This is a genomic window from Sphingomonas sp. GW821-FHT02B09 (genome assembly GCF_059421875.1).
Genome location: NZ_JBWKVV010000002.1, coordinates 960,849 through 979,989, shown reverse-complemented (window position 1 = coordinate 979,989; position 19,141 = coordinate 960,849). Strand labels below are relative to the sequence as shown.

Here is a 19,141-nt window from a genome sequence, read left to right as displayed (position 1 = left end):
GATCCGCAGCTTCAGGCCCGTGCCGCATCGCCGGGATGGCGCCACGCGACGACCTGCTGGCGCTGCGTGCCGAGCCGGTCGATCGCCAGCTCCATCACGTCACCCGCCTTGAGGTAGATCGATTGCGGCTTCTTGCCCTCGCCGACGCCGGGCGGGGTGCCGGTGATCAGCAGGTCGCCCGGCAGCAAGGTGACATATTCGCTGACGTAGCTGATCAGCTGCTTGAGATCGAAGATCATCGTGCTGGTATTGCCGGTCTGCATCCGCGCGCCGTTGACGTCGAGGTGCATGGCGAGCGCCTGCACGTCGCCGATCTCGTCGGGCGTGACCAGCCACGGGCCGACCGGGCAGAAGGTGTCGTGGCCCTTGCCCTTCGACCATTGCGTGCCGCGCTGCTTCTGGTTGAACCGCTCAGACACGTCGTTGGCGAGCACATAGCCGGCGACATGGTCGAGCGCCGCATCCTCGGACACGTAGCGGCAGGTCTTGCCGATGATCACGCCCAGCTCGACCTCCCAGTCGCTGTGCGTCGAATCCTTGGGCAGCATGACGTCGTCGTTCGGGCCGGACAGGCTCGACAGCGCCTTCATGAACATCATCGGCTCGGTCGGGATCGGCAGGTTCGATTCGATCGCATGATCGCGATAGTTGAGGCCGACCGCGACGATCTTGCCGATGCCCTTGACCGGCACGCCGTAGCGCGGCGTCCCGTCGACCACCGGCAGCGCCGCGACGTCCGCGGCGCGCACCGCGGGGATCGCATCGACGGTGATGTCGGCGACCACGCCCGACAGGTCGCGGATGCGACCGGCATCGTCGACGAGGCCGGGCTGTTCCTGGCCGGGCTGGCCGAAGCGGCAGAGTTTCATGAGGAGCTCTTTCGGTAAGAGGAAGGGCGCCGGAAAACGCAAGGACGCCACGATGTTGCGCCGCTCCGTACAACCGCCGCCGCGCCGGCGAAACCCCACCGACGCAGGCAGGGCCGCGGCGACGAAGGTCCTGCACCCGTTTCGCCGATTATACGTTACACCTGCGGCGCGCCGAATCGCAGCGCCGGGGAGAGACGTCCGTGACCACTGCCGCCTGCGCACGATCTCCCGGCCGGGCGCGCGCGTGAACCGTCTCGCCCCCGATGCGGACGACGCCCGCTTCATCCGCCGCATCCTCTACATCCTCGTCATCGCCGCGGTCGCCGCGGCTTTGTTCAAGGCGGGCAATCTGCTCATCCTCGCCTTCGGCTCGATGCTCGGCGCGATCGCGATCCACGCGATCGCCGATCTCTATCGCGATCACCTGCGCGTCCCCGAGAAGGCGTCGCTCGGCCTCGGCATCGCCACCGCCTTCGGCATCGTCGGCTTCCTCGTCTGGCTGTTCGGGGTGCAGTTCCGCGAACAGGTCAACGTGCTCGTCACGCAATTGCCCGGCCTGCTCGACCAGCTCGCCGCCTGGGCGTCGCGCAGTCCGGTCGGCGCCAAGATCGTCGATGCGGTGCAACAGGCCTATGCCGGCTCGCAGGCCGCGCAGGACGTCAGCGGGCTCGTCCAGGGCGGCGGCGAATTGCTGCTCAACAGCCTGCTGCTGCTCGTCGGTGCCGCCTTCTTCGCCGCCGATCCCGGCATCTACCAGCGCGGCTTCCTGTTCCTGATCCCGCGCGGCAAGCGGCCGGCGATCGAGGATGCGCTGTTCGACGTCGGCTCGACGTTGCGGCTGTGGCTGCGCTCGTCGCTGATCCTGATGACCAGCATGGGCGTGCTGGTCGGCGTCGGGCTGTGGATCTCGGGCGTGCCCTCCGCCGCGGCGCTCGGCCTGCTCGCCGGCCTGTCGGAGTTCATCCCCTATATCGGTCCGACCGCGGCGATGATCCCGGCGCTGGGCCTCGCCGCGACGCAGGGGACCGGGCCGCTGATCGGCACGCTCGTCACTTATGCGCTGGTGCGGCTGATCCAGACCAACTTCATCACCCCTTATGTACAGGCGCGCGTCATCTCGATTCCGCCGGCGATCACCGTCTTCGCGATCATCGGCATCGGCGTGATCTTCGGCATCTTCGGCCTGTTCTTCTCCGCCGCGCTGCTCGTGGTCATCTTTACGCTCGTGCGCAGCCTCTACCTGCGCGAGGTTCTGGGCGAGGATATTCCGCGCAGCCGCCATCAAACCTTGCTGGGTCCAGACCTTACGCCGACGGACCCCGACGAGGAGGTGAAAAAAGATTAACCCATGTGGTCCGGCAGCCGCTGGATTAAACCCTAATTAACCTTTTGCCTTCAGATGTTCTTTGGTTAATGAATCGGGTCGAGCCGTGCAGCAGGGGTGCTCAGGGTATGGCCAGCAGGGGACGACGCGATGCGAGTGCTGTTGATCGAGGACGAGCCGACCACCGCCAAGGCGATCGAGCTGATGCTCGGGACCGAAGGCTTCAACGTCTACACCACCGATCTGGGCGAAGAGGGCCTCGATCTCGGCAAGCTGTACGATTACGACATCATCCTGCTCGATCTCAATCTGCCGGACATGCACGGCTATGACGTGCTCAAGAAGCTGCGCGTCGCCCGCGTCGCGACCCCGGTGCTGATCCTGTCGGGGATCAACGAGATGGATTCGAAGGTGCGCAGCTTCGGCTTCGGCGCCGACGATTACGTCACCAAGCCGTTCCATCGCGAGGAACTGATCGCGCGTATCCACGCCGTCGTCCGCCGCTCGAAGGGGCACAGCCAGTCGGTCATCCGCACCGGCAAGCTCGCGGTCAATCTCGATGCCAAGACGGTCGAGGTCGACGGCAGCCGCGTCCATCTGACCGGCAAGGAATATGCGATGCTCGAGCTGCTCTCGCTGCGCAAGGGCACGACGCTGACCAAGGAGATGTTCCTTAACCATCTCTACGGCGGCATGGACGAGCCCGAGCTGAAGATCATCGACGTCTTCATCTGCAAGCTGCGCAAGAAACTCAGCCTCGCCTGCGAAGGCGAAAATTATATCGAGACGGTCTGGGGTCGCGGCTATGTGCTTCGCGAACCAGAAGAAATTGGCGCAGTCGCCTGATCTGACATTTGCGCCACGTCCGGCGAACAAGAGCTGCGGCATGTCCAATGTCGCAGCTTTTTTGTTGCGTTGTGAGGATCGCAGGCGCGACCCGGCACGGCCATTTCCAACCCGAATCTTGATCGAGATCAGGAAGCCTGTCTTCCCAAACGTTAATATCCCTTTAGAGAATCGTATAATAAAAAGGACTTACCAACAGGGGGAGGATCAGGCCCATGCCGACCGCAATCGATACCGCGACCAATCAAGCGGCGCTGAGCGCCAAATATATGATCCTCGACGCGCTCGAGCTGCTCGACGGATTGCAGTCCTTCTCGGCGCAGATCGCCGCGGTCCACCTCGCGCATGCGCTCGAGATGATCGACGCCGGCGGTGCCGACCTCTGACCGTCCCGGGAGCGGTTACTTCCGCTCCCACACCTTGTAGCCGCCCACCCACGTCTCCTGCACCTTCGTGGCGCGCAGGTCGGTGGGCGAGGCGAGCAACGGATCGCGGTCGACGATGATGAAGTCCGCCTGCATCCCCGGCGCGAGCCGGCCGATGCGATCCTCGGCAAAGCCGGCATAGGCCGCGCCGCCGGTGAAGCCCCACCAGCCCTGTTCGCGCGTCACCGCTTCCTCCGGGCGCCAGCCGCCGAACGGCTGGCCGTCGGCGCCCTGCCGGGTGAAGGACGCCGCCCAGCCCGCCCAGGGATCGGGCCGCTCGACCGGATAGTCCGATCCGAACGCCAGCTTCGATCCGTTCTTGAGCATCGACGCCCAGGCATAGGCGCCGGTCAGCCGCTGCGGCCCCAGCCGCGCCTCCGCCATCACCCGGTCGCCGGTCTCGTGCGTCGGCTGCATCGAGGCGATCGTGCCATATTTGCCGAAGCGCGGGAGGTCGACGGGATCGACGATCTGCGCATGCTCGACACGCCAGCGCCGGTCGCCCTTGTAGGTCTGCGCCATCTCGTCGATCGCATCGAGCACCTCGGCATTGGCGCGGTCGCCGATCGCGTGAACCGCGACCTGATAGCCGTCCATCGCCGCGCGGCTCATCAGGTTGCGCAGCACCGTGTCGGTCATGAAGCCCGCGCCAGACTGGCCCGGCGCATCGGCATAGGGTGCCTTCAGCCACGCGCCGCGCGAGCCCAGCGCGCCGTCGGCATAGAGCTTCACCCCGACCAGCTTGAGCTTGTCGGCATACAGCCACGGCGTCGGCCCGGTGCCGCCGATCTGCACCGTCGTGTCGACGCCCATGCCGTAGCTCATGATGCGCACGCGCAGCCCACCCAGATCGCCGATGCGGCGATAGGTCAGCCAGTCCTCGATGCTCGTCCCCATGTCGGCGGTGGCGGTGACGCCATAACTGAGCAGGATGGTCTGCGCCTTGACGAAGGCGGCGTTGCGATCCTTGCCGAGCGGCTGCGGCACCACCTTGGCGACGAGGCTCTGCGCGGCGTCGACGAACACGCCGGCGGGCTGGCCCCCTGCCCCCTTCTCGATCCGCCCGCCGGCGGGCGAGACGCTCTTGGCGGTCACCCCCGCCGCCTTCAACGCGGCGCTGTTGCCCCAGCTCGCATGACCGTCCGCGCGCGCCAGCCACACCGGCCGGTCGCCGACCGCCGCGTCGAGCTCCGCGGCGGTGGGGAAGCGGCCGAGACCCCAGGCCTCCTGATTCCAGCCGCCGCCGATGATCCACGCCTTGTCGGGATTGGCGCGGGCGTATTCGGTGATCTTCGCCTGCGCCTCGGCGAGGTTCTTGGTCTCGGACAGATCGAGTTCGAGCGCGCGAAAGCCCAGTTCCATGACATGGCCGTGCGCGTCGATCATCCCGGGCAGCAACGTCTTGCCCTTGAAGTCGACCCGCCAGTCGAGCTTGTCGGGACGCTTGTCCTTCGCGCCGAGCAATTTGGCGACATGCCCGTCGGGCGTCACCAGCAACGCCTGGAAGCGGACGACCTTGCCGTCCTTGTCCAGCGTCAGCCCGTTGACGTTGTCGACGATCCCGTCCGCCCCCGCCGCCGCGGGCAGCATCCATGCCGTCGCCAGCAACATCGCCTTGAGTACGCCGCCGGTGCGCCCGCTGATAACCCATTGTGCCATGCCGTCCCGCATAAGCGGTGTTCCCCCGCCGCACCAGATGGTCTAGCGGGACCGATATGGCCTCGAACCCCGCCGCAACCGCTTTGCCCGTCAGCATCGATGACGTCCGCGCCGCCCATGCCCGCATCCGCGACGCGATCGTCCGCACGCCGACGCTGATCAGCAAGACGCTGAGCGAGATGACCGGTGCGAAGGTCTATCTCAAGTTCGAGAACCTCCAGTTCACCGCCGCCTATAAGGAACGCGGCGCGCTCAACACCTTGCTGCAATTGTCGCCGGAGGCGCGCGCCAAGGGCGTCATCGCCGCCTCGGCGGGCAATCATGCGCAGGGCCTCGCCTATCACGCCAACCGGCTCGGCATCCCCGCGACGATCGTCATGCCGCGCACCACGCCGACGGTGAAGGTGATGCAGACCGAGGGCCACAAGGCCAATGTCGTGCTGGAGGGCGAGACGTTCGACGCCGCCTACGCCCATGCCCGCGTGCTCGAGGCGCAATGCGACTTCACCTTCGTCCACCCGTTCGACGATCCGCGCGTCATCGCCGGCCAGGGTACCGCGGCGGTCGAGATGCTGGAGGACGTGCCGGGGCTCGACACGCTGTTGATCCCGATCGGCGGCGGCGGCCTGATTTCGGGCACGTCGATCGTCGCACGCGCCGCGGATCATGCGATCGAGGTGGTCGGCGTGCAGGCCGAGCTGTTCCCGTCGATGTACAACCGGATCAACGGCACTGACCTGCCCTGCGCCGGCGACACGCTCGCCGAGGGCATCGCGGTCAAGGAGCCGGGCGGCATCACCGCGCGGATGGTCGCCGAACTGGTCGACGACATCGTGCTGGTCGGCGAGCGCAATCTCGAGGAGGCGGTCAGCCTGCTGCTCCAGATCGAGAAGACCGTCGTCGAGGGCGCCGGCGCCGCCGGCCTCGCCGCGCTGATGGCCTATCCCGAGCGGTTCAAGGGCCGCACCGTCGGCATCATCCTGTGCGGCGGCAATATCGACACGCGGCTGCTCGCCAACGTGCTGCTGCGCGACCTCGCGCGGTCGGGGCGGCTGGCGCGGTTGCGCGTGCGGATGCAGGACCAGCCGGGTGCATTGTACAATGTCGCGCGCATCTTCGACGCGCAGCGCGTCAACATCATCGAAGTCTATCACCAGCGCATCTTCACCTCGCTGCCCGCCAAGGGCCTGTTCACCGAGATCGAATGCGAGGCGCGCGACCGCGACCACCTCAACCGCCTGATCGCCGCCCTGCGCGACGGCGGCTATGAGACGAGCATGGTGGAACAGGCGTAGCGTCGTCCGGAAGGGCTGTCGCATATGACGATTGTGTAAGCCCGCCGTCTGCCAAACCCACCCCGTCACCCCGGACGTGTTCCGGGGTCCACTCTGCGGCGAGGGGAAAGGCTTGAGCCGACATCGTTCCCCCGCGGCCGGGTGGACCCCGGAACACGTCCGGGGTGACGACCCTGATGGGGAAGCCGATCGAACCTCATCGCCGTCGCCAAATGCGCCAGCCCTCTCTAGGCGGCGCAAAAATCACCACCCACACGAAAACGGGGGCCGCGCCGTGGCGCAGCCCCCGTTTCGTCAGGTCGAACCGTCAGCTTAGTTGCTGTCGGAATCGCCGTCCTGCACGACGGCGACGACGCCGATCGCGACAACGCCGGCAACGATGAGCGCGGCGAGGAGACCGCCACCGGCCAGCTCGCTCTTCTTCGACGACGGCGCGCTGGCGCGGACCGACTTGGCGACCGACAGCGACGCGGCGGGGTTGGCAGGCGCGGCGCTAGCAGCGACCGGAGCGGCAATCATCGCCAAGGCGGCGAGCGAACCAGCGAAAGTCTTCGACATAAACAAAACTCCAAGCGGAATGGATACCGGGAACGACTGGTTACCAACTTTGTTCCTGCAGCGCAACATCGTCCCGTTTTGGAGCCGACTATGGTTGCGGCAACACACTTAGCCAGAAATTAACCTTTTTTGATCCGAATGCCACTTTGCAGCGCGCCGCGGTGCATTCATAGATCGACGGCACCGCATCGCGCGTGGCACGTTCCAGGGGATTGCCGGCGGTGACTGCGCCTTTTCGTTTTCCGCGCTTTTTCGTCACGACCCCCGCCCCCTGCCCTTATCTGCCGGGGCGTCAGGAGCGCAAGGTCTTTACCGAATTGAGCGGCCCGCATGCCGGCGAGCTCAACGACGCGCTCAGCCGGATCGGTTTCCGCCGGTCGCAGGGCGTCGCCTATCGTCCGTCGTGCGCGGGCTGCACCGCCTGCGTCTCGGTGCGCATCGTCACGCAGGAATTCGCGCCCAACGCCAGCCAGCGCAAGCTGCTGCGCCGGAACGGCGACCTCGAAATCGCCGTCTGCCGCCCATGGGCGACCGACGAGCAATTCCAGTTGCTCCGCCGCTACCTCGCCGCGCGCCACCCCGGCGGCGGCATGGCCGGGATGGACGAGGACGATTACGCCGACATGATCGAGCATTCGCCGGTCAACTCGATGATCGTCGAATATCGCACCCGCACCACCGACGGATCGCGCGGCGAACTGGTCGGCGCCTGCCTCACCGATCGGCAGGCGGACGGATTGTCGATGATCTACAGCTTCTTCGCCGCCGACGAAGAGGGGGCGGAGGCGCGTCCGGGACTCGGCAACGTCATCATCATGGATCATATCGCCCGCGCCCGCGATGCGGGGCTGCCGTTCGTCTATCTCGGCTATTGGGTGAAGGGCTCGGCGCGCATGGCGTATAAGACGCGCTATCGCCCGCTCGAAGTGCTCGGGCCGAACGGCTGGCGGCTGCTTACCGAAGAGGATGTGGTCACACCGGCGGCGCGCGAGCCGGCGCTCGCCCCCGCCTGACCGGGCGGATCAGCTCGGGTCGGTCTCTTCGCCGACCGTGGCGCCGGCGGTGACGAAGCGCTGTGGCGCGACGCTGCCGAGATGGACGCGCACCCCCGCGGCGACGGTGATCCGCGGCGCGGCGACCGCGTTCGCAATCGCGGCGGGCGTGGAGGCGGCGGGCGCATCGGGGCGGACGATCGCCGCCACCTGACCGCGGTGCACGGTGACGCCGCCGTCCGCGCCGCTGTCGCGATACAGCGCCGCGGTCTGCGCCGCCGCGTCGGCGACATCGGGTTGCAACGGCAGCGGCTCGACGCCGGCATAAGCGGCGCGGAAGCTCAACGCGCCCTCCATCGCCCCGCGCCAGCGGTAGAAGATATGCGCGCCGACCGCGCCGATCCGCGCGAGGCTTGACGCCCACCACGGCAGGATCGCATTGGTGTGATAGAAGGTCGCGGCCCCGATCGGCGCATAGACGCTGCCCGCCAGCGCCGCCTCGGCCACCGCGCGTGCGCGCTGCCAGGCGGCGGGGTCGCGGCGATAGGCCATCGATCCGTCGCAGGTGAAGGAGAATTGGCAGCCGGTGCGTCGCTGCGATCCCTGGAACACCACGCCGCAGACGCTGTGCGGAAAGGCGCGGTCGCGCACCCGGTTGAGCACCACCTGCGCCACCGCGCGCTGGCCGTCGAGCGGCTCCGAGCGCGCTTCGTAATAGACCGCGGCGGTCAGGCAGTCGGCGGCGCGTGCCGCATCGTCCTGGCTCTGCGCCTGCGCGAGGAAGGCCGGCGCGGCCTGCACGAACGCCGGTGCCGCATCGTCGGCGACGGAGGCGCGCAGAGTCGCGGGCAATCCTGCGAGCCCCGGCGTATCGAGCGCCAAAGCGTGGAGCAATTGCTGCGGGTTTGCCACCGGCTGCGCCTGTCCGCCGGCGGTCGCCGCCTCGCGATGCGGCGCGCACGACGAGGTGACCAGCAATGCCAGCCCCAGGAAGCCCCGTTCGATCATCGAAGTCCGCCAGCGTCTCACGCGACTGGCGATAAACGCCCCGACTTATGATCGGGTTAACCGGGACATACCCGAATCCACCCCGTCACCCCGGTCCTGCGCCGGGGTCCCGCTTCCTTGGACGGTGAAGAAGCGGGATGCCGGATCAAGTCCGGCATGACGGTGGATTAATCCCCAAGGACCGACATCACGCCAGCGTGCGCACCTTCGATTCGCGATCCCAATAGCGCTGCTTCGCCGCCTCGACGAAGCCGCCGAGATCGGTGACGCCCTCGTCCGCCTCGACGCCGGCCTTGTCGAGCAGCGGCTTGGCCTCGGCGTTGAACCCGATCGCCTTGAGATGCCCGAACGCGTCCATCACCCATTGCACCGCCGCGGCTTCCTTGACGAGCTTGGCGGTCGCCGCCTCCGACAGGATGACCGCGCAGGCGTCGAGCGTCGCCGAAGGCTGACCGAACAGCTGCGAATCCGCCGCGACCGACGAACCGTCCGACAGCGGCACCTTGCCGACCTTGGGCGCGACCAGCACCGCGCGGCCACCGGCTTCCTTCACCGCATCCTTGAGAGAGGCGAGCGCCGCGGCATCGCTGCCGTCGGCGATGAGGATACCGACCGAACGGCCCTCCAGCGTATGGCGCTCGAGCGGCCCGCGGATGATCCGCAGCGCCGGCGACGGGTCCATGTCGAGCACCGGTGCCGCGGTCGGCGACGCCGGCGGCAGGTCCATCGCCAGCCCGTCGGCGACGCGCGCGGCGAGGTCCTCGTCGACGTTGCGCAAATTGGCCATCATCGCGGTGCGGATATGCTCCAGCCCGACCTTCGACAGTTCGAACACCAAGGCCGAGGCGATATGCGCCTGTTCCGCCGGATCCATCGAGCGGAAGAACAGCCGCGCCTGGCTGTAGTGATCGGCGAAGCTCTCCGGCCGGATGCGCAGCTTCTGCCCCTCTTCCTCCGACGGGAAAGTCTTGTAGCCCTTGTCCGGATCCTCGCGCGCGCCGGCCTCCTCGCCGACCTTGGCGAGGCTGTTGGGCTCGTAATTGGCGCGGCCCTTGGGCACCGCCATCTGCATGTGACCGTCGCGCTGCTGGTTCAGGAACGGGCAGCCCGCCGCCGCGGCACGGCCCTTGGCCGAATTGATCGGCAGCTGGTGGAAGTTGACCGAGCCCAGGCGCGACAATTGCGTGTCGGTATAGGAGAACAGCCGTCCCTGGAGCAGCGGATCGTTGGAGAAGCCGATGCCGGGGACGACATGGCTCGGCACGAACGCCGCCTGTTCGGTCTCGGCGAAGAAATTGTCGGGATAGCGATCGAGCACCATCCGGCCGACGATCTTCACCGGCAGCACTTCCTCGGGGATGATCTTGGTCGCATCGAGCACGTCATAGGGCTGGCTGTTGGCGAACTCCTCGTCGAACAGCTGCACGCCGAGGTCCCACGTCGGGAAGTCGCCGCGATCGATGCTCTCGAACAGGTTGCGGCGCTGGAAGTCCGGATCGGCGCCCGCCACCTTGACCGTCTCGTCCCAGATCGTCGAGGCGAGGCCCGCCTTCGGCTTCCAGTGGAACTTGACGAAGGTGCTCTTCCCCTCCTTGTTGATGAAGCGGAAGGTGTGGACGCCGAACCCCTCCATATTGGCGAAGGTGCGCGGCAGCGTCCGGTCCGACATCGCCCACATGATCATATGGGTCGATTCGGGCATCAGGCTGATGAAGTCCCAGAAGGTGTCGTGCGCGGTCGCCGCCTGCGGATAGCCGCGATCGGCCTCCATCTTGGCGGCGTGGATCAGGTCGGGAAACTTGATCGCATCCTGGATGAAGAACACCGGGATGTTGTTGCCGACGAGGTCCCAATTGCCTTCGCGCGTGTAGAATTTGACCGCGAAGCCGCGCACGTCGCGCGGCGTGTCGACCGACCCGGCGCCGCCCGCGACGGTCGAGAAGCGGGTGAACACCTCGGTGCGCTGGCCCTTCTTCTGGAACATGTCGGCGACGGTGATGTCGGCGAGGCTCTCGGTGCATTCGAAATAGCCGTGCGCCGCCGAGCCGCGGGCGTGGACGATCCGCTCGGGGATACGCTCGTGATCGAAATGGTTGATCTTCTCGCGATAGACCTCGTCCTCGAGCAGGACGGGACCGCGTGCCCCGGCCTTGAGCTGGTTCTGGTTGTCGCTGACCGGCGTGCCGTGATTGGTGGTCAGCACCGGATGGTCCGCATCGGTGGTCTGATGCGTCTCGCCGCCGTTGCCGGGGTTCAGGAGCGTATCGGTCATGGGGGTGTCTCGCATCGAAGGGATGGTTCCCGCTCTCAACGAAGCTGGCCTGCGTCAGTGCCTTCGCGCCGGAAACTTTCGCAGGAGCCGGCCGCAATTCCTCCCCGTCAGGGCAGGGCCATCGCATAGGGACGTAGGTGTAAGTCGCTCGTGCTCCAAACCCACCCCGTCACCCCGGACTCGTTCCGGGGTCCACTCTGCGGCGAGGAGAAAGGCTTGGTTCGACACCCTGCTCTTGCGGCCCGGTGGACCCCGGAACAAGTCCGGGGTGACGGGGGCAAGCTTGGAAGACGACAGGCTCGCACGAGCGGCCAGATGCGACAGCCCCGCTATCGCAAGCGAGGAATTGCGCAATGGGACAGGCCGCTATTGCGCCGCCGACACCGTCACCGCGACGTCGAGTTCCTCCTCGCCCTCGCCGAGCCGCGATCCCGCCACCGGCGCCGCGCCGGAGGCGTCGAGCGCCGCCGCGACGCGCACGCTCTCCTCCTGCGGCGACCGGCCGGTGAACGGATCGAAGCCGACCCAGCCGAGCCCGTCGACATGCGCCTCCGCCCAGCCGTGCGGCGTCGGCCGCAGCGAACCCTCGACCACGCTATACCCCGACACGTAGCGTGCCGGCAGGCCGAGCGATCGCGCCGCCACGGTGAAGATCTGCGCCAGGTCGCGCGAGGTCGCCGCCGGGCGCGCGAACGCCGCCGCGGCGCTCAATCCCGGCTCGGGCCGGGTGCGATCGACCGCGAAGCGGGCGTTCACCGCGCGATTGAGCGCGTGCAGCTTGCCCACCGCGCCGTCCGCCGCGCCGGTCACCTCGGCGGCGAACGCCGCGATATCCGGATCGCGCGGCGTCGCCTCGGTCGCGCGCAGGAACACCGCCGGCGGCAGCACCTCGTTGACGCCGCGCACGACGCCGTCGGAATGGCTGGTCAGCACTTCGCCACGCACCGCGATCTCGATATCGGCGATCGGCCCTTCGGCATACAGCATCGTGACCGCATTGCCGAAGCCGTCGCGCCCGCGCCGCATCCTGGCGTCGCAATCGACGTCGATCCGCCAACGCGCCACCGTCTGGTCGTGGCTGTTCTCCGGCGTCATGCGCAGCATCTGGACGAGCCGACTCTGCGGCTCGCTGAAGCGATAGACGGTGCGGTGATCGATCGACAGGCGCATCAGACGAACCGGAACTGGCGGCCGATCGCCTCGTGCAACTGGCCGTTCTCGCGGATGAAGGCCTGCAGATATTGGTGCAGGCCGCTGGCGATCACCTCGCCCGAGCGGGTGCGGCCGAGCCGCGCCGCGCGCATCCGCGCCATCCGGTCCGCCTCGCCATGGCTGCCGGTGCGTTCGGCCAGCAGGCCGAGGATGTCGACGGTGATCTCCGACGAGGCGACGAGGCTGCGCGGCAGCTCGCGGCTGGCGATCAGCAGGTCGATGACGTTGGCCGGCGTCAGCCCGTCCGAATAAAGCCAGCGATAGGCGGTGACCGCCGACACGGTCTGGAGGATCGTCGTCCACTGGTCGCGATCGACGACGCCGCCGACCGTCTCGCCCTCGGGCAGCAGGATATGGTATTTGACGTCGAGCAGCCGCGCGCTGTTGTCGGCGCGCTCGACCGCCTGTCCCAGCCGGATGAACCAGTGCGACTGGTTGCGCAGCATCTGGTGCACCGCGCCCTCGAAGCCGCGCGTCTCGTTCTTCACCGCCTCGACGAGGCTCAGCGTCGCCTGCGTCTCGCCGATCCGGTGGCGGTTCTCGAACACCAGCCACGCGCGGTTGATCGCGGTCCACGCCTCGCGGCTCAGCGCGGTGCGCACCGCCTTGGCGTTGTTGCGCGCGCGATCGAGGCAGCGGATCACCGAGCCGCCATGGCTGGTGTCGAGCGTCAGGAACCGCACCACGTCGCTTTGCGTCAGTTCGCCGCCATGCGCCGCGAAATCGGCTTCGGTATCGGTGACGGCGAGTGCCGACGACCAGGCCACCTCGCCTGCCGGGCGCGACGACATGACGTCGAGCCGCACGGTCGCCTCGATCAGCCGCGCGAAGAAATCGGCGCGCTCGATATAGCGGCCGAGCCAGTAGAGCGACGACGCCGTCCGCGAGAGCATCATACCCATTCCTCCCCGGCACGGGGAGGGGGACCAGCGAAGCTGGTGGAGGGGGGGCTCCACAAGCGCGATCGTATGAGGAAGCCCCCCTCCACCACGCCGCTGCGCGTCGCGGTCCCCCTCCCCGTGCCGGGGAGGATTTTTCCCGCATTCATGCTCCGAACCCCTGCGCCTGCGTCATCCCGCCCATCGTCTGCGTCTGCCGCTGGAACGGACTGTCGGCCATCAGCACGAAACTGTCCTTGGTGCCGCCGCCCTGGCTCGAATTGACCACCAGCGAGCCTTCTTTGAGCGCCACCCGTGTCAGCCCGCCGGGCACCACCTGCACGCCCTTCGATCCGCTTAGCACGAACGGGCGGAAGTCGACGTGGCGCGGGCTGAGGCCGCTGTCGGCCAGCGTCGGCACCGTCGACAGCGCCAGCGTCGGCTGCGCGATATAGCGGTGCGGCTCGGCGATCAGCGCGGCACGGAACGCCTCGATCTCGGCGCGCGACGCGGTCGGCCCGACCAGCATGCCATAGCCGCCCGAACCGTCGACCAGCTTGACGACGACCTCGTCGAGATGATCGAGCACGTAGCGCAGCGCCTGCGGTTCGCGGCAGCGCCACGTCTCCACATTGGGCAGCTTGGCCTCGCCTCCCGAATAGAAGCGCACGATCTCCGGCATATAGCTATAGATCGCCTTGTCGTCGGCGATGCCGTTGCCGGGCGCGTTGATGATCGCGACGTTGCCCGCGGCATAAGCGGCGATCAGCCCCGGCACGCCGAGCATCGAATCGGCGCGGAACACCAAAGGATCGAGATAATCGTCGTCGACGCGGCGATAGATGACGTCGACGCGCACCCGCCCGGCGATCGTGCGCATCCACACGATATCGTCGTCGACGACCAGATCCGCCGCCTCGACCAGCTCGATCCCCATCGAATCGGCGAGGAAGCTGTGTTCGTAATAGGCCGAATTGTAATGGCCCGGCGTCAGCACCACGCAGACCGGCCCCGACGATCCGCCGCGCGGCGCCACCGACTTCATCGTTTCCAGCAACCGGTCGGGATAGCTGTCGACCGGCTCGACGCGATATTCGCGGAACAGCTCGGGGCACAGGCGCACCATCGCCTCGCGGTTCTCGAGCATATAGCTCACCCCCGAGGGCGTGCGCGCATTGTCCTCCAGCACGTAGAATTCGTCCGGGCCGGTGCGCACCAGATCGATGCCGCAGATATGCGCCCAGATGCCGTGCGGCGGCCGCATGCCGGCGATCTCGGGGCGGAATTGCGGATTGCCGAGGATCAGGTCCTCGGGCAGCACGCCGTCCTTCAGGATGCGGCGCTCGCCATAGATGTCGTCGAGGAAGGCGTTGATCGCCTCGACCCGCTGCACCAGCCCTTCGGACAGCCGCGACCATTCGTCGGCGAGGAAGACGCGCGGCACGATGTCGAACGGGATGATCCGCTCGCGCGTATCGGTATCGCCATAGACCGCGAAGGTGATGCCGAGCTGGCGGAAGGTCGTCTCCGCCGCCTCCTGCCGCCGGCGCAGTTCGTCGTCGGGCGTCTCCTCCAGCCAGCGCCCGAGGGCGGCCAATGCCGGGCGCGGCGGCGTATCGCCGTCCATCCCCATGATCTCGTCGAACGCCGGTCGTTTCCCCATCGGAACGTCAAAGCCCTCCACGTGATGCAAGTTCCATGCTGCGAGGAAACGCTGCGCCGCACAAGAGGGTTGGCAAGACGTTAACCGTCTAAATTCTGCCCCCGTTTGGGGGAGGACTTATTTCAGGCCCGCCAGCATTCCCGGGGTCAGCACCTGCGGCAGGACGCGCGGCTCGGCGGCGCCCGGCGCGTAATAGAGGTACAGCGGCACGCCGGCGCGATTGTGCGACTGGATGAACCGTCCCAAGGCGGGATCGCCATCGGTCCAGTCGCCCACCAGCACCGCGACCTTGTTCTTCGCGAAGGCCGCGCGCGTCGCTGCGGTGTCGATCGACGACGCCTCGTTGACCTTGCACGACAGGCACCAGTCGGCGGTGAAATAGGCGAACACCGGCCGCCCCTCCTTGCGCAGCGCCGCCAGCCGCGACTCGCTGAACGCGTCGCCGCCGACCGCCGCGGGCTTGGCCGCGCCACCGGTCAGCGCCGCCGCCAGCCCCGCCGGCACCACCAGCGCCGCCAGCGCCAGCGCCCAGCCGAAGCCCTCGCCCCGCTTCTGCCGCCGCCCGCCAAGGCTCAGCACCACGCCAGTGACGACCATCGTCGCGATCCCGATCGCCAAGCCGGTCGCCCCCGCCTGCCGCCACGCCAGCCACAGCAATGCCAGCACGGTCAGCGCCATCGGCACCGCGAGCACGCGCCGGAACCGCTCCATCCACAGCCCCGGCCGCGGCAGCCGTCGCCGCAGCGCCGGCACGAAACCGATCGCCAGGAACGGCAGCGCCAGCCCCAGCCCGAGCCCCGCGAACACCGCCAGCGCCGCCGGCCACGGCAGCACCAGCGCCGCACCGAGCGCCGCACCCATGAACGGCCCCGAACACGGCGTCGCCACGAACGCCGCCAGCGCCCCCGTCGCCACCGACCCCGCCGCGCCGCCATGCGACGCGAATTGCGGCACCGGCACCTCGAATCGCCCGGCGAGGTTGAGCGTGATCGCAAAGGTCAGCGCGATCAGCAACACGACGATCCGCGGGTCCTGCAACTGGAACGCCCAGCCGACCACCGACCCGCCGGCACGCAAGGCCAGGATCAGCCCGCCCAGCGCGACGCACATCAGCACCGCGCCCAGCATATAGCCCAAGGCATCGATCCGCGCCGCGCGCTCGTCCTCGCCGCCGCGGGCGAGGTGCAGCGCCTTGAGGCTGAGGATCGGGAAGACGCAGGGCATGACGTTGAGGATCAGCCCGCCGAGCACCGCGCCGGCGAAGGCGAGCAGCGCCGCCGCCCAGCCGCTGCGATCGCTCGCCTGCGCCACCGTCCCGGCATCGGCGTGGATGCCGAGGCCGAGGTCCGGCCCGATGCGCAGCACGCCGGCGATCCGCCCCTTGGGCGCGCCTTCGGTGGCGATCAGCAGCCGGTCGCCGTCGCGCGTCACCGTCTGCGGCGCGGCATATTTGACCATGTCCGGCCCGAACGGGAAGAAGGCGGGGTTCTCCACCTTCGCCGCCGCCGGCAGCGGCACCGCGATGACGAGCTTGCCGTCCTTGACCTGATACGTCCCCGCCGCGTCGAGCGGCTTGGGGATCGCGCTGCGCCAGCGGTCGAAGTCCGCGCCATGCGACGCCGCGCCGTCGCCCACCGTCAGGTCGAGGCTGAGATCCTGCTGCTCGGGCACGCAGATCGCATTGGTGCAGACGAGATAGTTGATCGCCAGCCGCACCGGCAGCGGGGTGCCCTTGGCCAGCCCCGCCGGCACCCTCAAGGTCACCAGCGGCGCATAAGGCGCCTCGTAGACATAGTTCATCAGCCCGGCGATCAGCAGCGTCGTCGGCACCGGCCATTGCGGCGCGCCGTCGACCGCCGCGCTTTTGGACAGGGTCCAGGCGAAGGACGGCGCGAAGCCGGCATCGCCCGGATTGCGCCAATAGCCGTGCCAGCCCGGCGCCGGCCGCGTGTCGATCGCCAATGTCACCGGCGCACCGGCACGCGGCGTATCGCTCTCCGCGACCAGCCGCATGGCGAGATGCTTCGGCCCGTCCGCCGGCGCGAGATCGGCATGCGCCGCGCCCGCCCACATCAAGGCCAACGTCATCAGCGCGCAACACAGTGCGCGCATCGCTCCATCGGCGGCGTGCCGCCCGACCCTAGTTGCCCGATCCATCGCCCATCGCCATAGCGATGCCGGCCCCGTAAAACGAGTGTTCCCGATGAAAGCGCTGATCGCCGCCGCCCTGCTCGCCTCCGCCGCAGCCGCGGCCCCCGCCGCCGCCCAACAGGCGCCCGCGCCGGCAGCGCCGGCGGCCACCCCGGCACCGGCACCGACCACGCCGCCGCGGCTGATCGTCGCGATCTCGGTCGACCAGTTTTCCGCCGATCTGTTCCAGCAATATCGCAGCCATTTCACCGGCGGCTTCGCGCGGCTGCTGACCGGCGCGGTCTTCCCCTCGGGCTATCAGAGCCATGCCGCGACCGAGACCTGCCCGGGCCATTCGACGATCCTCACCGGCATGCGTCCCGCGCACACCGGCATCGTCGCCAACAATTGGATCGACCAGTCGATCGCCCGCCCCGACAAGACCGTCTATTGCACCGAGGACGAGACCGTCCCCGGCACCGACCACAACACTTACGTCGTCAGCGACAGACACCTCAAGGTGCCGACGCTGGGCGAGATGATGAAGGCGGCGCGCCCCGCCACCCGCGTCGTCTCGGTCGCGGGCAAGGATCGCGCCGCGGTGATGATGGGCGGCCACAAGGTCGACGAACTGTGGTGGTGGGACGGCAAGACCTACAGCAGCTATGCCGGCCGCGCCGTGCCGCGCGCGGTGCAGCGCGGTCGTGACGCGGTCGCCGCGCTGATCGCCCGGCCGCAGGAGGCGCTGCCGCTGCCCGCTTTCTGTCAGCCGCTGAACCGGCCGATCACCGTCGCCGGCACCGTCTACGGCCAGGGCCGGTTCGAGCGCGCCGCGGGCGACCTCAAGGCGTTCCGCGCCTCGCCTGCCAGCGACGCCGCGGTCTTCGCGATCGCCGCCGGGCTGATCCAGGACATGAAGCTGGGCCAGGGCCAGACCACCGACATCATCGACATCGGCGCCTCGGCGACCGACTATATCGGCCATTCGCTCGGCACCCAGGGTACCGAGATGTGCATCCAGATGGACCAGCTCGACCAGACGCTCGCCGGCTTCTTCGCCGCGCTCGACAGCTGGAACCTCGATTACGAGGTGGTGCTGACCGCCGACCACGGCGCGCACGACATGACCGAGCGGCAGCAGCAGCATGCGATGCCGATGGAGCAGCACGTCTCCGCCGACGCGTCGATCAAGACGGTCGACGCCGCGGTATCGGCGGCGCTCGGCCTCAAGGGGCCGGTGCTGGTCGGTGCCGAGGGCGACGTCTATCTCGCCAAGGGCCTGTCGCCCGCCAACCGTGCGCGTGTGCTCGCCGAGGCGCAGAAGCGCTTCGCCGCGCAGCCGCAGGTCGCCGCCGCCTTCACCAGGGCACAGATCGCCGCCCAGCCGTTCGCGACGACCCCGCCCGAGACCTGGACGCTGCTCGAACGCGCCCGCGCCTCGTTCGACCCGGGCGTCTCGGGCGACCTGCTCGTCCTGCTCAAGCCGCGCATCACGACGATCGAATCGCCCGGCCCCGGCTATGTCGAGACGCACGGCTCGCCGTGGGACTATGACCGCCGCGTGCCGATCCTGTTCTGGCGCAAGACCATGCCCGGCTTCGAACAGCCGCTGTCGGTGGAGACAGTCGACATCGCCCCGACGCTGGCGGCGACGATCGGCCTGCCGGTCAAGGGCCTCGACGGCCGCTGCCTCGACCTCGACCCCGGCGCCGCGGATACGTGCGCGCGGTGATGCGCGCCCTTGGGCTGCCGTAGGAGCAGAACCTCCCAAAGCACCCATGTACCCCGGCGAAGGCCGGGGCCCAGTCGGGAAGGCCGCTGTAAGTCATAACGGACCTCCACCCAACTGGGCCCCGGCCTCCGCCGGGGTACGCTCAAGTTCTAAGCCGACCGACTGTGGCGAAAGTCTCGCTTTCGCGGCGTAAAGGGAATGCCGTCACCTCGCAGACATGCCCGTCAGCCCGCACCCCAAGAAAAACCGTTCGCCCTGAGCCTGTCGAAGGGCAGGTG

Annotated in this window: 15 protein-coding genes; 6 read left to right on the top strand and 9 right to left on the bottom strand. The window is 68.2% G+C overall.

Features of this window, described 5'->3' with window-relative positions:
- Positions 1 to 11: 11 nt before the first annotated feature.
- On the bottom strand, positions 12 to 869 hold the full coding sequence (locus tag AC07U4_RS12575; protein ID WP_137899069.1) for a 2,4-didehydro-3-deoxy-L-rhamnonate hydrolase: 858 nt from the start codon (positions 867 to 869) through the stop codon (positions 12 to 14).
- A gap of 244 nt (positions 870 to 1,113) precedes the next feature.
- Here AC07U4_RS12575 and AC07U4_RS12570 point away from each other — a divergent pair, with 244 nt between their 5' ends.
- From AC07U4_RS12570 to AC07U4_RS12560, 3 genes are all read left to right on the top strand, one after another.
- Positions 1,114 to 2,214, top strand: a complete 1,101-nt coding sequence (locus AC07U4_RS12570; RefSeq protein WP_495195596.1) for an AI-2E family transporter — start codon at positions 1,114 to 1,116, stop codon at positions 2,212 to 2,214.
- Positions 2,215 to 2,343: 129 nt separating this feature from the next.
- Positions 2,344 to 3,039, top strand: a complete 696-nt coding sequence (ctrA, locus tag AC07U4_RS12565) for a response regulator transcription factor CtrA (protein ID WP_038663154.1) — start codon at positions 2,344 to 2,346, stop codon at positions 3,037 to 3,039.
- Positions 3,040 to 3,254: 215 nt separating this feature from the next.
- Positions 3,255 to 3,425 carry a hypothetical protein gene (locus AC07U4_RS12560; protein ID WP_495179250.1) on the top strand — a complete coding sequence of 57 codons (171 nt, stop codon included), beginning with the start codon at positions 3,255 to 3,257 and terminating at the stop codon, positions 3,423 to 3,425.
- 15 nt (positions 3,426 to 3,440) lie between these two features.
- Here AC07U4_RS12560 and AC07U4_RS12555 read toward each other — a convergent pair whose 3' ends face one another.
- Entirely contained in the window at positions 3,441 to 5,075 is a 1,635-nt protein-coding gene (locus tag AC07U4_RS12555; RefSeq protein ID WP_495195867.1) for an amidohydrolase, read from the bottom strand.
- Positions 5,076 to 5,179: 104 nt separating this feature from the next.
- On the opposite strand from AC07U4_RS12555, the gene AC07U4_RS12550 reads away from it, so the two are divergent.
- Entirely contained in the window at positions 5,180 to 6,418 is a 1,239-nt protein-coding gene (locus tag AC07U4_RS12550; protein ID WP_495195595.1) for a threonine ammonia-lyase, read from the top strand.
- A gap of 312 nt (positions 6,419 to 6,730) precedes the next feature.
- On the opposite strand, the gene AC07U4_RS12545 is transcribed toward AC07U4_RS12550, so the two are convergent.
- Entirely contained in the window at positions 6,731 to 6,976 is a 246-nt protein-coding gene (locus AC07U4_RS12545; protein ID WP_495179252.1) for a hypothetical protein, read from the bottom strand.
- Between the two features lie 221 nt (positions 6,977 to 7,197).
- Between AC07U4_RS12545 and AC07U4_RS12540 the strand changes: the two genes are divergently transcribed.
- A complete protein-coding gene (locus AC07U4_RS12540; RefSeq protein ID WP_495195594.1) occupies positions 7,198 to 7,989 on the top strand; it encodes an arginyltransferase in 792 nt (263 codons plus the stop codon).
- A gap of 9 nt (positions 7,990 to 7,998) precedes the next feature.
- On the opposite strand, the gene AC07U4_RS12535 is transcribed toward AC07U4_RS12540, so the two are convergent.
- From AC07U4_RS12535 to AC07U4_RS12510, 6 genes are all read right to left on the bottom strand, one after another.
- Positions 7,999 to 8,976, bottom strand: a complete 978-nt coding sequence (locus AC07U4_RS12535; RefSeq protein WP_495195593.1) for a cell wall hydrolase — start codon at positions 8,974 to 8,976, stop codon at positions 7,999 to 8,001.
- Positions 8,977 to 9,163: 187 nt separating this feature from the next.
- Positions 9,164 to 11,248 (bottom strand): catalase, encoded by a 2,085-nt coding sequence (locus tag AC07U4_RS12530; RefSeq protein ID WP_495195592.1) that lies wholly within the window; start codon positions 11,246 to 11,248, stop codon positions 9,164 to 9,166.
- Positions 11,249 to 11,614: 366 nt separating this feature from the next.
- Complete coding sequence (locus tag AC07U4_RS12525; protein ID WP_137899075.1) at positions 11,615 to 12,418, bottom strand: transglutaminase family protein; 804 nt, start codon at positions 12,416 to 12,418, stop codon at positions 11,615 to 11,617.
- Entirely contained in the window at positions 12,418 to 13,353 is a 936-nt protein-coding gene (locus tag AC07U4_RS12520; RefSeq protein WP_038667203.1) for an alpha-E domain-containing protein, read from the bottom strand. The genes AC07U4_RS12525 and AC07U4_RS12520 overlap by 1 nt, the downstream gene beginning before the upstream one ends.
- 151 nt (positions 13,354 to 13,504) lie before the next feature.
- Positions 13,505 to 15,001 (bottom strand): circularly permuted type 2 ATP-grasp protein, encoded by a 1,497-nt coding sequence (locus AC07U4_RS12515; protein WP_495195591.1) that lies wholly within the window; start codon positions 14,999 to 15,001, stop codon positions 13,505 to 13,507.
- 117 nt (positions 15,002 to 15,118) lie between these two features.
- Entirely contained in the window at positions 15,119 to 17,113 is a 1,995-nt protein-coding gene (locus tag AC07U4_RS12510; RefSeq protein ID WP_495195866.1) for a protein-disulfide reductase DsbD family protein, read from the bottom strand.
- A 91-nt stretch (positions 17,114 to 17,204) separates the two neighbouring features.
- Here AC07U4_RS12510 and AC07U4_RS12505 point away from each other — a divergent pair, with 91 nt between their 5' ends.
- Positions 17,205 to 18,863 carry an alkaline phosphatase family protein gene (locus AC07U4_RS12505; protein ID WP_495195590.1) on the top strand — a complete coding sequence of 553 codons (1,659 nt, stop codon included), beginning with the start codon at positions 17,205 to 17,207 and terminating at the stop codon, positions 18,861 to 18,863.
- The last annotated feature ends 278 nt before the right edge of the window (positions 18,864 to 19,141 follow it).

What these genes read in the sequence shown, in the direction of transcription:
- AC07U4_RS12575 (WP_137899069.1), bottom strand. Translation starts at nt 869, where the DNA reads ATGAAACTCTGCCGCTTCGGCCAGCCCGGCCAGGAACAGCCCGGCCTC.
- ctrA (WP_038663154.1), top strand. Translation starts at nt 2,344, where the DNA reads ATGCGAGTGCTGTTGATCGAGGACGAGCCGACCACCGCCAAGGCGATC.
- AC07U4_RS12560 (WP_495179250.1), top strand. Translation starts at nt 3,255, where the DNA reads ATGCCGACCGCAATCGATACCGCGACCAATCAAGCGGCGCTGAGCGCC.
- AC07U4_RS12555 (WP_495195867.1), bottom strand. Translation starts at nt 5,075, where the DNA reads ATGTTGCTGGCGACGGCATGGATGCTGCCCGCGGCGGCGGGGGCGGAC.
- AC07U4_RS12550 (WP_495195595.1), top strand. Translation starts at nt 5,180, where the DNA reads ATGGCCTCGAACCCCGCCGCAACCGCTTTGCCCGTCAGCATCGATGAC.
- AC07U4_RS12545 (WP_495179252.1), bottom strand. Translation starts at nt 6,976, where the DNA reads ATGTCGAAGACTTTCGCTGGTTCGCTCGCCGCCTTGGCGATGATTGCC.
- AC07U4_RS12535 (WP_495195593.1), bottom strand. Translation starts at nt 8,976, where the DNA reads ATGATCGAACGGGGCTTCCTGGGGCTGGCATTGCTGGTCACCTCGTCG.
- AC07U4_RS12530 (WP_495195592.1), bottom strand. Translation starts at nt 11,248, where the DNA reads ATGACCGATACGCTCCTGAACCCCGGCAACGGCGGCGAGACGCATCAG.
- AC07U4_RS12525 (WP_137899075.1), bottom strand. Translation starts at nt 12,418, where the DNA reads ATGCGCCTGTCGATCGATCACCGCACCGTCTATCGCTTCAGCGAGCCG.
- AC07U4_RS12520 (WP_038667203.1), bottom strand. Translation starts at nt 13,353, where the DNA reads ATGCTCTCGCGGACGGCGTCGTCGCTCTACTGGCTCGGCCGCTATATC.
- AC07U4_RS12515 (WP_495195591.1), bottom strand. Translation starts at nt 15,001, where the DNA reads ATGGGGAAACGACCGGCGTTCGACGAGATCATGGGGATGGACGGCGAT.
- AC07U4_RS12510 (WP_495195866.1), bottom strand. Translation starts at nt 17,113, where the DNA reads ATGCGCGCACTGTGTTGCGCGCTGATGACGTTGGCCTTGATGTGGGCG.
- AC07U4_RS12505 (WP_495195590.1), top strand. Translation starts at nt 17,205, where the DNA reads ATGAAAGCGCTGATCGCCGCCGCCCTGCTCGCCTCCGCCGCAGCCGCG.